The following is a 14881-nucleotide window of genomic DNA, read 5'->3' on the forward strand; positions in this document are numbered from 1 at the left end:
AGATAAATTCATTTTTATTCACATGCATTATCATTTTGAAATTGTGATGATAACACCCACATTAAATATTAAATTATCTAAAGACATAAATGATTGCATACACCAAGAGGTCGCAAACAAGTTTTCCCCGCCATTCTAAAAAACTAGGTGCGGGTACTTATCTAGCAACTAAAGATTTAGTAAAATTATTAAGTGGTCGTTTTTTTTTCCTACGAGCATTAAGTGTTTACAAGCTTAGCAACAATAGTACCATATTTACTGATGAATTGAGGAAGATTACTTTAGAGCGATATACAAAAAAACTCATGAGGTATGGATTCTCAACATCTAAAATTTTGTCATTTTCAGATGCACTGGCTAGTGCCAGCCAAAACGTACAGGAAAACTTCCGGGTAGCATGGATATTTGGTCCTGAGGATTTAGATAAAAATATAATTTTTAATATTTTCAATGTACACAAAGCTATAAAAAGATATGATGAGCTTATATTGAAACAGATCTCTCTTATATCCTCACACATTCAATGTGAGAATATAAGGTGTGAGTTTGACATGTTAAATCAGCATGATAAATTGCATCCGCTTATTGATAAAAATGAGCAACTACAGTTAATTGATAGCATTAATGATTTAATTTTCAATGGTGAAGCCATTTGACTAATGATTACAGCCTAATAGTTAAAAATATAGTTTAATCTGGAATTACATGAGATAATTTTATTTCGGTGGCCATTCATACTTACAATAAAATAATAAATGTCTAGCACTTTTATCTATGTGCTAGCTTGTGGTCAGGTTGAGTTGACACAATGTTAATTATATCCTTTTATATCCTTTTATATCCTTTTATATCCTTTTATATCTGCAAATACGGCATGAGGTATTGTTAATGGATGTTTTTACATATAGACTATCTAATGGTATTGCATTAACTTGGCGATCTACCTCTCGTTTGGGAAAACAACCTACAATTATTTTATGTCATGGCTTTGCTGGAGTCCAAAATTTCTTGCTCCCTTCCTTTGCAGAGGCTTTTGTTGTTGCAGGTTATGCAACGGTAACATTTGATTATCGTGGTTTTGGAGATAGTGGTGGTGAACGTGGTCGATTAGTACCTACTTTACAAATCGACGATATAGTTTCTGTTGTTAATTGGGTAAAAAATAATGCTGCTGTTGATACTGAACGTATTGCCTTATGGGGGACTTCATTAGGAGGGGGACATGTATTCGGGGCTGCTGCTAAAAATATAGGAATAAAGTGCGTTATTAGTCAATTGGGCTTTTCTGATGGAAATAAATTAATTACTGGTGCTATGAGCGGTGAAGAACGAGAGTCCTTTATTGCTTTATTAGATAAGGTTGCCGAAAAAAATAATAGTTCTGGTAAGGAGATGTTCGTTAGTATTACTCGTGTATTAAGTGATGTAGAATCAAAGTCATTTTTTGAAATGAACAAGGCACTACATCCTAATATGGATATAAAAATTCCATTTCTGACTGTAAGAGAAATTATGAACTACAAACCAGAACAATATGCAAAAAGCGTCGTATGCCCAGCTCTTGTTGTTGTTGCTGGCAAAGATAGAGTAAATCCAATAGAACAAGGGAGGGCATTGTATGAGTCCATAGCAGCCAATGAAAAAAATATATATGAGGTGGCTGAAGCAGCTCATTATGATTTTTATAAAGGTGAGTTTTTTAGAGATGTCATTAGTGTTCAAATTGATTGGTTAAAAAGATACTTGTAACTCATTAGGTGACTGATCTTTTTTCAAGAAAACTTAACTTTATCTAAATAATAAGTTAATAGTTATGTGTTCTTAATAAACTTACTTTAAGTTGAATTGAGGTTTTAATTTTGAAAAAAAATGTCTTTATTGTCAGTTTTTTTATTTCAGCAAGCTTGCAGGCGGAGTCATTTGAGGGCCTGGAAACTATCACTCTTCCTGTGATTACTCCTTACTTTTCAAAATACCTAAAAAAAATTGGTGACACACCTTATGTAGACTATATATTAGCTTTCTCTTCAGATTCTGACTACAATATAAGAATACAAAATGATATGGTAGGGCGAAGTGCATTTTTAGCGATGATAAATGCATCACAATCACATCAAGACTCTCAAGATTTTTTTCTTAAAGTTCAAAAGCAAATTGGGGAGTGGTCTTTTTATCCAGTGTCAGTTCAATTCGATAGAACTAGTGATGTGATGCCCTTGATGAATATCTCGCCTGCAATTGATGGGAGTGTAATAACATCCTACGAGAACCTTGCAAGAGTGCTTAATGTTGGTTGCCACATAAAAAATAAGTCAGAGCCTAAGATAGAGAATACTTGTGGCGTAAAATTAAAAATGAGAAACGGAGCTGAAAAATGGTTTTTGTTGCCAATAGATACTCACCCTCAATATGCCTCATTGGTTAACGTGGCTGTTGGCATGCTTTCTGTCCCTTCAGCATATTCTTATTTTGAATATTACACGCCAAGCGGTTCTGATTATCCTGTGTTAATGCATCTCAGCGGTGGTTATGACCCAGATCCGGGTCATTGAACTAATGGAGCTTTCTAAGGACTCAGTGTTCTTAGGGGCTGGGGTGGTTCTATTAGGGACCTTGTTTCCTAAATTGATGCTGTTTGAATAGAGCTAACTATTTTCCAAATCAGCCAGCAGGTTGCAACGTCAATAACCCCAAGTGACACTACACTTGGGGTTATTGACAGATAGACTCAGGATGTTCAGTTTGTTCATCGCGCTCACATACGCCATCACTTCACCTATCTGACCGTAGACTGATTTTTCCCGCCAGCAACTGCTTAAACCGGGCGTTGTTTCCCAAATCAGCCAGCAAGTCATGACTTCCCTAGCCCCGGGTGACCGCTACAATCGGGGCTTTCTGACAGGTAAGCCAAGGGTGTTCAGTTTGTTTATCGCGCTCACATACGCCATCACTTCTCCCACTTGACCATTGTATTTTCGCAGGGTGATTTGGCCTGCCATTAACTGTTTGAACCGGAACATCGCTGTCTCTGCCAGCGAACGACGGTGATACCCCGATATCTTCTTCCAGTGCGCCAGCCCTTCCTTGCGCATCACCTGCACCGCCTCATTTCTCGGATGTCCCTTTTTCCATAGCCCTGCGTTCTTGCGAGGCGGGATACAGGCTCTCGCCCCTTTGCGCACGACAAGCTGATGGCTGGCTTTGCTGTCATAGGCGCCATCCGCATAAACACGTCCCAGCTTGCGCCGCAGTGGGTTGAGCAAGGTCGGCAACACTTCGGCATCATGGACATTTTCCAGCGACACTTCTGCCGCCACGATATCGTGAGTCACCGGATCTACCGCCAGATGCAACTTACGCCAGACTCGACGTTTCTCAGCGCCGTGTTTTCTGACTTTCCACTCGCCTTCACCAAACACTTTCAGACCCGTTGAGTCGATAACCAGGTCGGTGATCCGCCCCTTAGGGGGCTGCCGATAGGCCACCTTCACTGTGCGTGCACGCTTGCTGACACAGCTGTAGTCCGGAGCACACAGCGGTACATTCATCAGCTCGAACAGGGAATCGAGTAGCCCCTGAGTGGCTCGCAGCGTGAGGCTGAAAATCCCTTTGAGCATCAGGAAGGTACAGATGCTCTGGTCAGTGTAGAGCTGGCTGCGTCCCCGTTTTCCGTGATGGTCTTGGTGGAACCAGTTATCCATGGCCTCGGCATCAACCCAGAAAGTGAGAGAGCCACGGTTGCTCAGAGACCTGTTGTATTGAGACCAGTTGGTGATTGGGTGAAGCGCTTTGCCCATGATGCAGACTTGAGGGGGATGGTGGTGATCAGATCACTGGGTTTTCAATTAGTTCCATTCAAGCTGCATCGATTTAGGAAACAACGCCCTTAAACCGATACATCGCCGTCTCGGCCAATGAGCACCGATGATACCCGGACTGCTGCTTTCAGTTAGTAAGATATCCTGACAAGATCGGACAGTCCCGGATCAAGCAGCCGGAGTAGTTTTCCTGTACCTCTTGTTAAACTCCGCAGGGCTGACATTGCCAAGTCGTGAATGCCGACGTTAGCGGTTGTAAAAAATCTCTATGTATTCCTGAATCGCTGCCTTGGCCTCCGCTCTCGTCTTGAATCTATGGTGGTGAACCAGTTCATTTTTAAGAGACCCCCAGAAGCTTTCTATCGGAGCATTGTCGAAGCAGTTCCCCTTGCGTGACATGGAGGTCTGCATGCCAAATTGTACCTGGAGAGCCCGGTAAGGCTTGGCACAGTACTGACTTCCCCGGTCTGTGTGATTGATAAGCCCAACGGGCGGCCTCTTCTGCTGCACAGCCCAAAACAGCGCCTGGCTGACCAACCCGGTGGTCATTCTCTCTCCCATCGCATAGCCCACTATTTCACAGGTAAACACATCCTTGAGACCAGCCAGATAAAGCCAGCCTTCGTCGGTAGCGATATAGGTGATATCACCGGTCCAGACTTCGTTGGGCTTCGTCGGCGCAAAGACCTGACCAAGGAGATTCTCCGCCACCGGCAGGGAATGAGAAGAATGGGTTTGTAGTGGTCAACTAAATCCGGACACTTGGTTAGGCCGTTCTTCGGCTTTTGCTGGCGGTATCCCGTCATTGTGTTGATGTGGACGCCGCCAGTTGTAGTGATCCATCAGGTAATAACTGATATCCCGCTTTGCTGCCCGCAGGCTCATGTATCCCGTTGCCGAGAGCCACTCTGACTTCAGGCTTCTGAACAACCGCTCCATCGGGGCGTTATCCCAGCAGTTGCCACGACGACTCATGCTCTGGGTCATGCGATAGCGCCACAGTCGTTGCCGAAATACTCGACTGCCGTATTGGCTGCCCTGGTCGGAGTGAAACAGCACGCCTGATGGGCAGCCCCGCTGCTGATAGGCCATCTCCAGCGCTTTTATTGCCAATTCTGCATCAGGTTTGTCAGACATCGCCCAGCCCACGACCCGTCGGGTATGCAGGTCGAGCACCGCTGCCAGATAGTGCCAACGACCACCGACCCAGACGTAGGTGATATCGCCACACCACACCTGATTGGGTTGCGGAGCATCAAATTCGCGGGCCAGCAGATTGGGAATATCCGGTCGCGCCCGGCGTAAAATCCTTTGGCGGCCAATTCAGCTTGTAAACGCACTGCGCCATAGGCCTGGCGCGTCTTGCTGTGAGTAGCCCGAATGGCGACCTTGAGTCGCTTATCTGTTTGTTGGCGCTGTGACGGTGGACGCTGACACCAGTGCTAGAAGCCCGCACGAAAGCATGGCCATGACAAGCGACGGTCTGGCGCAAATTGCATCTGGCGGTGGACCCGGCGACCCACGACATCGTGGTAGCCGAGGCTTCGTTGGAAAATGTTCATGATGCCGAGGTGTTGCCGACCCTGTTCAATCCGCTACGCCGAGCCCTTGGGACCGTGTATGCCGATGGCGCATATGACACCAAGGCCTGCCATGAACTGATAAAGCGCAAAGGAGCCAAGGCCTGTATTCCGCCGCGCAAGAATGCCGGTTTATGGGAAGAGGGGCATCCACGTAATGAAGCGGTTCTGGTGATGCGCAAGGAGGGGCTGACTCACTGGAAGCAGCAGTCTGGGTATCATCGGCGCTCATTGGCCGAGACGGCGATGTATAGGTTCAAACAATTGATGACGGGAAAAATCAGTCTACGTAACTACAACGGACAAGTGGGAGAGATCATGGCCTACGTGTGTGCGATGAACAAACTGAATGTCCTTGGCTTACCTGTCAGAAAGCCCAGAGTGTAGCTATCACCTGGGGCAGGGGAAGTCATGACTTGCTGGCTGATTTGGGAAACAACGCCCAACACTAGTCGAACCGCCTCTGCCCGAAACTCTGGTGAATAGTGTTCTCTCGATTTCATTCAATACCCCCGATTGTCTCATCGTAACAATCGGGACTATCTGTGAAAATCAGGATACCTCAGTCATGACTTGCTGGCTGATTTGGGCAACCACGCCACTCAGATGCCGTTTTGGAGAGTGGTGACCATCCCATTAACGCAACTCTTTCTTCGTTGGTGCTTTTTCATTATTTTTCAATCTTAGTAACGTTTATTCTTTACCGCCTAACGCACAAGTGGTTTATCCTTGATAAGGTTAAGTTGTGTGTTCAGCTTAGCTTCTTCTTGTATTTACTGTACGTGGTGCTTTTGCCTCTGTTTGTATAAAGGGGCTTTTTTTTCATATAAAATTATTGGTGTTGAACTGCAATTATATATTGATTTAATGATTGCAACTGACGCCTCACCTAAATTAGGGTGGAGTGCATGCTTGTTGTAAGACTGATGACTTTTATTTATGTATTTCTTTTTTTATGTGGCTTTATGTTCTTTGAGTTACGTTTAGAGCAATTATTCATAGTCACAGAGTAATGGCTGATGATATAAATACCTTTTTAGGGGTACCAAGCCATTATTACTGCTAAATTTCATATCACATTGACAAAGGGTTTTATTTCCATGAAAAAAGGCATTATCTACACCACAACCCTGTTGGCCATGCTCTCCTGTGGCACCGCTTACGCCAATAGCGAAAGCTACCTGCAAGCCGGCACCCAGGAACTCAACGTTCAGGGTCTGGTCGACTTTGATGCAGAAGACAGCTACTCCGTGGACCTCAATGCCAAGTACGGCTACTTAGTTAAAGACGACTGGGAGCTTGGTGCCAACATCACCACTGACCTCAGCAAAAGCTACAAGTCTGGCGGTATTGGGTTGTTCACTGAGTACAACTTCACCAACAGCACCAATTTTGTTCCCTATGTAGGTCTGGCGACCGAGCTCATCAAGGCTGATTACGATAACAAGGAAGACAACCTGGACACCGAGTCTTTTGATGCCACTGCCGTGAACTTCAAGACAGCGCTGGGAGTGAAGTACTTCATCAGCACTAACGTAGCCCTCTCAGCAGAAGTGAACTACAACATCGCAACGGACCACCTCAAGGTCTCCGATGGAGATACCAAGGACTCATTTACCAAATTCCTGATTGGTACAAGCTTCTACTTCTAACAATTAACAATTAACAAGGCCATTATCAATGAAAAAAATTTTATTAATATCACTTTTAGCTTCCTTCTCATCACTTTCTTTAGCAATCAGTGAGGGGCCAGTAGTTAGAACCAATACAAAGGGAGGTGCCCTTATTATTGAATCTGCAAAGTCATCTTCAGATGCAGATTATTTTATGTCACTAGACTCTGATGGTATTATCACACTCACGCCATCTAAGCCCGTCACTGATGCTGATTGGTACTTCTCAGATGAAATAATCGTAGCAGATGATGCTAAAGATTATTGTAGTAATCTTCCCGGCGCCTGGCGAACTCCAACTACACTGGAGACCTCTACAGAGATAGCAAAGTTGGAATCCATGAACGAGAATGTGAAGAGGTTCATGGACTCTGGCGAGTTGGCGCAACAAGTTACAGCAGTAGCTTATTTTAATAGTGATGGTTTAAAAATAGGTATTATTAATAAAGACCACACCATTCAGCAGTGGATTCATTCGGACCCCTTTGCGGCATCTAATTTTATTCACGGTTTATGTATCCAGCAATAGATTTTAGTTATGAAAAATGCATCGCTCGTTTGATATAACGCGGCGTTGTTGCCCAAATCGATGCAGCTTGAATGGAACTAACTGAACTTGTGGCGATCGGCGTTGTTTCCCAAATCAACCATCAAGCCACAACTGCCCAAGCCCCAAGTGACCGTTACACTCGGGGCTTTCTGACGGGCAGACCAAGGGTGTTCAATTTGTTGATTGCACCAACATACGCCATCACTTCCCCTACCTGACCGTTGTATGTTCGCAGACTGATTTTGCCCGTCATCAACTGCTTGAACCGATACATTGCCGTCTCTGCCAGCGAGCGCCGGTGATAACCCGATATCTTCTTCCAGTGCACCAGCCCTTCCTGGCGCATCACCAGCACAGCCTCATTTCTCGGATGTCGCTTTTCCCATAACCCCGCGTTCTTGCGAGGCGGGATACAGGCTGTCGCCCCTTTGCGCGAGATTAGCTGATGGCTGGCTTTGCTGTCATAGGCGCCATCCGCATAAACACGCCCCAGCTTGCGCCGCAGTGGGTTGAGCAAGGTCGGCAGCACCTCGGCATCATGGACATTTTCCAGCGAGACTTCCGCCGCCACGATATCGTGGGTCACCGGGTCTACCGCCAGATGCAACTTGCGCCAGGCTCGCCGCTTCTCAGCGCCGTGTTTTCTGACTTTCCACTCGCCTTCACCAAACACCTTCAACCCGGTTGAGTCGATAACCAAGTCGGTAATGCGTCCCTTTGGGGGCTGTCGATAAGCTACCGTCACCGTGCGTGCTCGCTTGCTGACACATAGATGGTCGCCCCGGTTTGCCAAGCCCTCAATCAATGAAAGTGAGTCAGGTGGAGATTGCAGCCATAGATCCGGATTTCACCGAGGCAACAGCCTCTATCCCTGATGGAATTCGCTGACTGGCTCCTCTATCAGCTAAACGCACTTATTAGTGCCCTGTGTCTGTCGGGTTTTGCCAATCACGGTCTGACCTGCCTCGCCATCACGTCATGATCGCCCGTGCAATCGGTGGTACTTTCTAACGCTGGTTGTTAACTCGATACTTTGTCACGCTTGCGATGAAACACAGTTCTTGTGCTGACTATTGAGCTCAGGCCGCTACTGCGTAATCAGCATCGTACTCGCGATCATGGGCAAGTAATGCCCAGATGATGCGTGCATTCTTGTTGTCAGTGCCACTACCGTTACATTATGGTTACGTCGCTCCATGACCCCCGCAAGCCAGCTTCCTGCGTACTCCGTCTTAGGCTCAGCGACCCGGAGCACGGCGCGAGCATCGTGGATCAGCAGTGTGCGTAAATAGATGTCACCGCGTTTGCTTATCCCTAATAGGGTCGGCTTGCCACCGCTGGAATGTTGCTTGGGTACCAAGCCCAGTCAGGCTGCTAGCTGGCGGCCATTTTCGAACTGCTTTGCATCGCCGATAGACGCAACCAGTGCACTGGCCGTGAGAGGACCAATACCTGGCATCTTAGCCAGCTTCTGGCTTGCCGAGTTTTCTTTGTGCCAACACCAGATCTGCTCTTCCAGTTCATTCACCTGCTTGGTGAGCTCTTTGATGTGCTCCCCTAAACGCTCAATTAATTGACGAAAAGTTCCGGGTAGGTCGTTCTCTGCGTCCTCCAGGATCTCGGGCAATCGTGGGTTAATGTGTGCAATACCTTTATGGACAATGATGCCATGTTCAGCCAGCAGGCCCCTGATTTGATTAGCTTGTGCCGTTCTGGCTTTGACGAACCCTTGCCTTGCACGATGTAGCGACAACACGGCTAACTGCTCGCCATTTTTTATTGGCACAAACCGCATATTGGGTCGGGTGACGGCTTAGCAGATAGCTTCTGCATCCGCAGCATCGTTCTTGTTGGTCTTCACATAGGGCTTCACGAACTGCGGCGCCATCAGTTTGACGGTATGCCCCATTCCTTGCAGTTTATTGGCCCAGTAATGGCCACTGCCGCATGCCTCCATACCGATCAGGCTTGGAGGAAGATTGCTAAAGAATGAGAGCATCTGCTCCCGCTTCAACTGTCGCTTGAGGATCGTTTTGCCATGTTGATCCACCCCATGTAATTGGAAGAGATGTTTTGCCAGATCGATGCGATAGTCGTAGCCTTCATGGTGGTCGCCTCTCTCATCAGTGGGAACTTACATTCGCCACTTTGGCACTCAGATGCCGTTTTGGGGAGGGGCGACCATCCCATTAGCTATAGTCCGGCGCACACAGCGGCACATTCATCAACGCGAACAAGGAGTCGAGTAGCCCCTGGGTCGCTCGCAGAGTGAGGCTGAAAATCCCCTTGAGCATCAGAAAGGTGCAGATGGTCTGGTCAGTGTAGAGCTGGCTGCGGCCCCGCCGCCCATGATGGTCGTGGTGAAACCAGTTATCCATGGCGCCTGCATCAACCCAGAAGGTGAGTGAACCACGGTTAATCAGAGACCTGTTGTATTTAGGCCAGTTGGTGATGGGGTGAAGCGACGTGCCCATGATGCAGACTTGAAGGGGATGGTGGTGATCAGATCACCAAGTCCTCAGTTAGTTCCATTCAAGCTGCATCGATTTGGGAAACAACGCCGCCAAAACCATCGAGTATGGCGTAAGTTGCATCTGGCAGTGAACCCAGTGATCGACGATATTGTGGCGGCTGAAGTGTCGTTGAAAAATGTCCATGATGCCGAGATGTTTCCGACTTTACTCAATCTCATGCAGAGCAAGTTGGGCACAATTAATGCTATAGTTAACTAATACTCTGCTTGATTACATGGATGGCATATCATGAGAATTCAGTATCAAATAAAGGGGATTACTTGTCTTTTCCTCATGCTTATTATGCTAGTTATTCTTATATTTCCTATGTATTTATATTACTTACATAACACAAACAAATGGACCCTTTTATCAGCCCAAAAGGCTGTATCAACCATAAATTCTATTCTAGATTATGGTGAGCAAGCCAACGTGATAGCTCTTAGCTATAAAGGATTACCCTGTGACAGGGTTTCTTTAAATCTAAGGCATGAGGTAACAAGTATTCCCTATGTAAGATCAGTGAATCTTGCAAAAGACAATCTGATATATTGTACATCTCTATTTGGGGAAAGCACTTTTCAAGATACGCCATCCGATTATGTAAATCATAAACTTTTATTGATGCCTGGCAACCGAGTCAAAAAAAATCATCCACTTATTGTAGTGCGCACTTCAAATGGAGATACAGCGGCATTAAGTGGTATTGATGGTCTGTACATACAGACATTATTGTCTCAGCAAGAGGACGACAAGTTGCTATTATATATTAGAGTTCACAATAAATGGTTGTCTGAAGGAGGATCATTTCTTAAAAACCCATCAGTCAATTCGCTCTTTGCACTAAAGTCATTCACCTCCCCCAAATACCCATTTTCTGTTTATGCTGGACTAGACTTCGGGTCATCTTTAAGTGCATTTTTAAATCAAAATAAAGTATATCTATTTTTCGTGGCAATAATATCTCTAGTTTTACCAACATTTATGTGGTGGCAATTAACCAGACCAATATCATTTGATCGTGAACTAACTAGAGCTCTCAAAAATAATGAGTTTATACCTTACGCACAACCTATCGTTGATGCATTTCACAGACATGTAATTGGTATCGAGATCTTGATGCGCTGGCATCACCCTGTTCATGGCATCATAAGGCCAGACCTATTTATACCTCAGGCTGAAGAGTCTGGTTTAATTATTCCAATGACAAAGAACCTTTTTATATCGACGGCAAAATTATTAAACCAGTTTTCATTACCATCAAAATTTCATGTCAGCATAAATATTACAGCGATGCATTGTAATGGTATGCAGCTTCTTTATGACTGCCAAGAATTTTTGGCTATGGTTAACAACAGTAATATAAAGCTAGTACTAGAACTCACTGAACGCCAGAAATTAGATAACACACCCCATATTGCATCTCTGTTTTCAACATTAAACAACTTAGGGGTCACATTAGCAATTGATGATTTTGGAACTGGCCATTCCAGCCTAAGTTATTTAAATGAATTCAATGTTAAGACATTGAAAATTGATTTATCCTTTGTCAGCCAAATAGGTAAGAACTCACTGTCAGAGCACCTTATTGACAATGTCATTGATTTAGGGAAGAGACTAAACATGAGCATGATCGCAGAGGGGGTTGAAACAAATGAGCAAGCTGAATTTCTTAAATCCAGAGAGGTAAGTTATTTACAAGGATATCTATTTGGGAAACCGGAACCTCTATCAGAGTGGCTGTTGTCATATAAAAATGAATATTTAAAGTAAAGTTCCAGTCAAATATGAGCCATGCCGATAACAATGGGATGGCTCACTAATATCATTCCACATCCATCCATCTATTTTTAAAATAGATTTTACGATTAGGGAGATCCCATATTGATATATAATTTTTTAACACTTCATAGCCTATAACAAGAGAACTAAAGCTTGCTCTCTCATAACTTAAGCCACTAATGCTGACTCATGTACAGGACCTTAAGCGTTGAGCCCCTTTAAAACACCTTCCAAGGTCCTGTTCTGTATCGATTTTCTCTGCTTGGTTCGGCAGGCGTTCTTTGCCAAATAATCAGCTGCCCATTCCAGTCTTTCCCTTATTTCTGTCAGCGCTCTATGGGCCACTGCTTCCAATAGCGGTAACCACCATGTCGTACTGTTCTTTGATGCTTTCAACATCGATAGCTTCCCTATCATCACACTCTGCGCGACCCGTCTTTTCATCACCAGCGACAGCAGGCTCGTCCACACCAATCCCTCGGCTATGGCTTTCTCTCCCGTCACAAATCCTTTGAGCCGGTTGTGCGATTTCCACTCTTTAAATAACAACTCCACCTGCCAACGGCAGCGATACAGGCTCATCACCTGCTCTGCTGACCATGCCGCTCGCGGTAGGTTGGTCATCCACAGGCAGAACCGCTTTTCCTCGGCAAACCAGCGCCGGACCAACCGATATTCCACCTTGCCGGATTTCACCACCATATCCAGTACTTCGGCCCGACAGCGTCGCCGTCCGGCCTCTTTCAGTGACAATCCCGCCAGCTTTGGCACTTCCCGTCCATCACCGCGCCAGGCCTGGATTATCTTGGGGTTCAGGCTTTGAGTTCCTCGCACCAGATAAAATCCGCCGGCGTCGTTCACTTGTTCAAACCAAGCCCTGTCAATGTAACCCGCGTCAGCCAGTAGCAGGCAGTTGGCCAGTTTGTGAGCCTCAGGGAGAAATTGCCGCTCCCCTGCGGTATCGGCAGACACACTCATGCACAGTGGGCTCTGCTCCGACAGAGACATGGTCATATGGCACTCGATAGCCGCCGGACTGATGGTCTTGAACCGGCCAGGAAAGTCAGCCGCCAGGCGCCGATGCACCGCGAAGGAGGTGCCATCGTGCAGTAATACCTGCTTGAACGCGCCGAGGGAAGCCGCTTTGAGTTGATGGTCGATACGCAAGGCGATGGCCCGTTCGACCAGGGCTTTCATAAACAGGGCAAAGCTCTCTTTGCTCAGCTGATTGTGAAACGGTTTGTAGGAAACCTGATGCGCGTTTACCAGTTGTAAGGCATTGAAATGACGGTGTAAACCGGCAATGTCATTGACCTGGTTGCCCCCCATGGCCCGCAGCAGTGCAGGGACGAGCATGGCAGGGGTAATAGCGCGCTGACGCAGACAAAACTTGCAGAGCCGAGCAATGCGCTCGAGTGCGGCGGGAGCCAGGAGTTGCTCCAGATAGTAATTAGCATTGATAATGGTCATAGGCTTCGTGCGTGTTGATTTTGTTTGGCGATAAAATCAGATCACAAACGAAGCCTTTTTTATATCTATTTCAATTGGTTGCCGCTAAAGATCCTGTACATGAGGCTTTGTTAAGGCGAGGACCGCACAGGCCAACCAGCTACGTGGTCTGCTGGCAGAACACGGGATCATCATCCCTAAAGGCATTGCCCACATTGGCAAGCATCTGCCCGAGATCCTAGAGGAGTACGAGAACGGGTTGCCAGGGACGTTTCGGCAATTGCTCGAGCGCCTGGGGGAGCATCTCAAGGCGCTCGACCGGTAGGTTCAGGAACTAGAGGTCCAACTCCAGAGCTGGCATCGTGAGAACGTCGCCAGCAAGAAGCTAGCGCAGATCCCGGGGATCGGCCCGATCACCGCGAGTGCCTTGATCGCCTCCGTCGGAGACGCAAAAAGTTTTAAGAATGGCAGGCAGTTGGCAGCGTGGCTGGGACTGGTACCACGCCAACATTCCAGCGGTGGCAAGCAAACATTGCTGGGGATCAGCAAACGCGGCGACAGCTATCTGCGCACCCTGCTGATCCATGGCGCTCGGGCTGTACTCCGGGTAGCGGAGCGCAAGGCGCAGCACGCAAACAGTTGGTTAGCCGGGGTGATGGGGCGGCGCAATCATAACGTTGCCGCCGTGGCGCTCGCCAACAAGAATGCCCGCATAGTCTGGGCATTGCTTGCTCAGGAAAGAGAATATGAAGCTAATTATGGCGTGGTAGCCTGAACAATAAGTGTCCCGCGACACTAACTGCGTAGCGACTCTAATAGTAACTGATACCGATAAGAACAACCGATTGCACAGGCAATCATGACGTGATGGCGAGACAGGTCAGACCGTGATGGGGAAAACCCGTGGACTACAGGGCTTTGTAAGAGCGAACAGCTGATAGAGGTCCCCATCAGCGAATTCCATCAGGGATAGAGGCGGTAGCCTCGATCGAAATCCGGATCTATGGCTGCAATCTCCACCTGACTCATTTTCATCGATTGAGGGCTTGGCAAACCGGGGCGACCATCTATGTAGTCGGGGGCACACAGCGGCACATTCATCAGCTCAAACAGCGAGTCGAGCAGGCCCTGTGTCGCCCGCAGGGAGAGGTTGAAAATGCTTTTGAGCATGAGAAAGGTACAGATGGTCTGGTCGGTGTAGAGGGAGCTTTGCCCCCGTCGACCATGATGTTCTTGATGGAACCAGTTATGAACGACATGCTCATCAACCCAGAACGCTAGCGAGCCGCGTTTGACCAGGGAACGGTTGTACTGTGACCAGTTAGATATGGCGTGAAGCGACTTGCCCATGATGCAGATTTGAAGAGGGATTTGGTGATCAGATCACCGTCTCCACCATAAGTTCAATTCAGGTCACTCTGATTTGGGCAACAACGCCGTTCAAAGTAAGTCACCTGATGACGGAAGCCAGGTTGGCATCCAAACGCCGGGAGTGTGTGATTCATAGAGATCATTT

Annotated in this window: 8 protein-coding genes and 9 pseudogenes; 9 read left to right on the top strand and 8 right to left on the bottom strand. The window is 46.8% G+C overall.

Annotation, left to right across the window (positions count from 1 at the left end):
- The first annotated feature begins 89 nt into the window (after positions 1 to 89).
- The 3 genes from CK911_RS21030 to CK911_RS21035 all read left to right on the top strand — a co-directional run bounded on the left by CK911_RS21030 (position 90) and on the right by CK911_RS21035 (position 2552).
- Positions 90 to 656 carry a hypothetical protein gene (locus tag CK911_RS21030; protein WP_157774505.1) on the top strand — a complete coding sequence of 189 codons (567 nt, stop codon included), beginning with the start codon at positions 90 to 92 and terminating at the stop codon, positions 654 to 656.
- Between the two features lie 232 nt (positions 657 to 888).
- Positions 889 to 1749, top strand: a complete 861-nt coding sequence (locus tag CK911_RS01225) for an alpha/beta hydrolase (protein ID WP_098968711.1) — start codon at positions 889 to 891, stop codon at positions 1747 to 1749.
- 110 nt (positions 1750 to 1859) lie between these two features.
- Complete coding sequence (locus CK911_RS21035; RefSeq protein WP_157774506.1) at positions 1860 to 2552, top strand: hypothetical protein; 693 nt, start codon at positions 1860 to 1862, stop codon at positions 2550 to 2552.
- Between the two features lie 327 nt (positions 2553 to 2879).
- On the opposite strand, the gene CK911_RS01230 is transcribed toward CK911_RS21035, so the two are convergent.
- The 3 genes and pseudogenes from CK911_RS01230 to CK911_RS01240 all read right to left on the bottom strand — a co-directional run.
- Positions 2880 to 3797 (bottom strand): IS5 family transposase, encoded by a 918-nt coding sequence (locus CK911_RS01230; RefSeq protein WP_098968712.1) that lies wholly within the window; start codon positions 3795 to 3797, stop codon positions 2880 to 2882.
- Between the two features lie 189 nt (positions 3798 to 3986).
- Positions 3987 to 4553: pseudogene (locus CK911_RS01235) on the bottom strand (IS3 family transposase); the annotation flags it as partial.
- A 9-nt stretch (positions 4554 to 4562) separates the two neighbouring features.
- Positions 4563 to 5111, bottom strand: a pseudogene (locus tag CK911_RS01240) (IS3 family transposase); the annotation flags it as partial.
- A 162-nt stretch (positions 5112 to 5273) separates the two neighbouring features.
- Between CK911_RS01240 and CK911_RS01245 the strand changes: the two are divergent.
- The 3 genes and pseudogenes from CK911_RS01245 to CK911_RS01255 form a co-directional block, all read left to right on the top strand.
- A pseudogene (locus CK911_RS01245) lies at positions 5274 to 5785 on the top strand (IS5 family transposase); the annotation flags it as partial.
- 713 nt (positions 5786 to 6498) lie between these two features.
- Positions 6499 to 7050 (top strand): outer membrane beta-barrel protein, encoded by a 552-nt coding sequence (locus CK911_RS01250; RefSeq protein WP_098968713.1) that lies wholly within the window; start codon positions 6499 to 6501, stop codon positions 7048 to 7050.
- A gap of 28 nt (positions 7051 to 7078) precedes the next feature.
- On the top strand, positions 7079 to 7600 hold the full coding sequence (locus tag CK911_RS01255; protein WP_157774507.1) for a hypothetical protein: 522 nt from the start codon (positions 7079 to 7081) through the stop codon (positions 7598 to 7600).
- Between the two features lie 154 nt (positions 7601 to 7754).
- Here CK911_RS01255 and CK911_RS01260 read toward each other — a convergent pair.
- The 3 pseudogenes from CK911_RS01260 to CK911_RS01270 form a co-directional block, all read right to left on the bottom strand.
- Positions 7755 to 8399, bottom strand: a pseudogene (locus CK911_RS01260) (IS5 family transposase); the annotation flags it as partial.
- Between the two features lie 301 nt (positions 8400 to 8700).
- Positions 8701 to 9727, bottom strand: a pseudogene (locus CK911_RS01265) (IS110 family transposase).
- 86 nt (positions 9728 to 9813) lie between these two features.
- Positions 9814 to 10095, bottom strand: a pseudogene (locus tag CK911_RS01270) (transposase); the annotation flags it as partial.
- 57 nt (positions 10096 to 10152) lie between these two features.
- On the opposite strand from CK911_RS01270, the pseudogene CK911_RS21300 reads away from it, so the two are divergent.
- Together CK911_RS21300 and CK911_RS01280 are read left to right on the top strand one after the other, a co-directional pair.
- Positions 10153 to 10341 (top strand): annotated as a pseudogene (locus CK911_RS21300) (IS5/IS1182 family transposase); the annotation flags it as partial.
- A gap of 42 nt (positions 10342 to 10383) precedes the next feature.
- Positions 10384 to 11907 (top strand): EAL domain-containing protein, encoded by a 1524-nt coding sequence (locus CK911_RS01280; RefSeq protein ID WP_098968716.1) that lies wholly within the window; start codon positions 10384 to 10386, stop codon positions 11905 to 11907.
- Between the two features lie 210 nt (positions 11908 to 12117).
- Here CK911_RS01280 and CK911_RS01285 read toward each other — a convergent pair whose 3' ends face one another.
- Positions 12118 to 13386 (bottom strand): IS4 family transposase, encoded by a 1269-nt coding sequence (locus CK911_RS01285; protein ID WP_098968717.1) that lies wholly within the window; start codon positions 13384 to 13386, stop codon positions 12118 to 12120.
- Between the two features lie 103 nt (positions 13387 to 13489).
- On the opposite strand from CK911_RS01285, the pseudogene CK911_RS01290 reads away from it, so the two are divergent.
- Positions 13490 to 14140: pseudogene (locus CK911_RS01290) on the top strand (IS110 family transposase); the annotation flags it as partial.
- Between the two features lie 296 nt (positions 14141 to 14436).
- Here CK911_RS01290 and CK911_RS01295 read toward each other — a convergent pair.
- A pseudogene (locus CK911_RS01295) lies at positions 14437 to 14715 on the bottom strand (transposase); the annotation flags it as partial.
- Between the last annotated feature and the right edge of the window lie 166 nt (positions 14716 to 14881).

Origin of the sequence: Aeromonas sp. CU5, from assembly GCF_002586745.1 — a bacterium.
Classification (GTDB): domain Bacteria; phylum Pseudomonadota; class Gammaproteobacteria; order Enterobacterales; family Aeromonadaceae; genus Aeromonas; species Aeromonas sobria.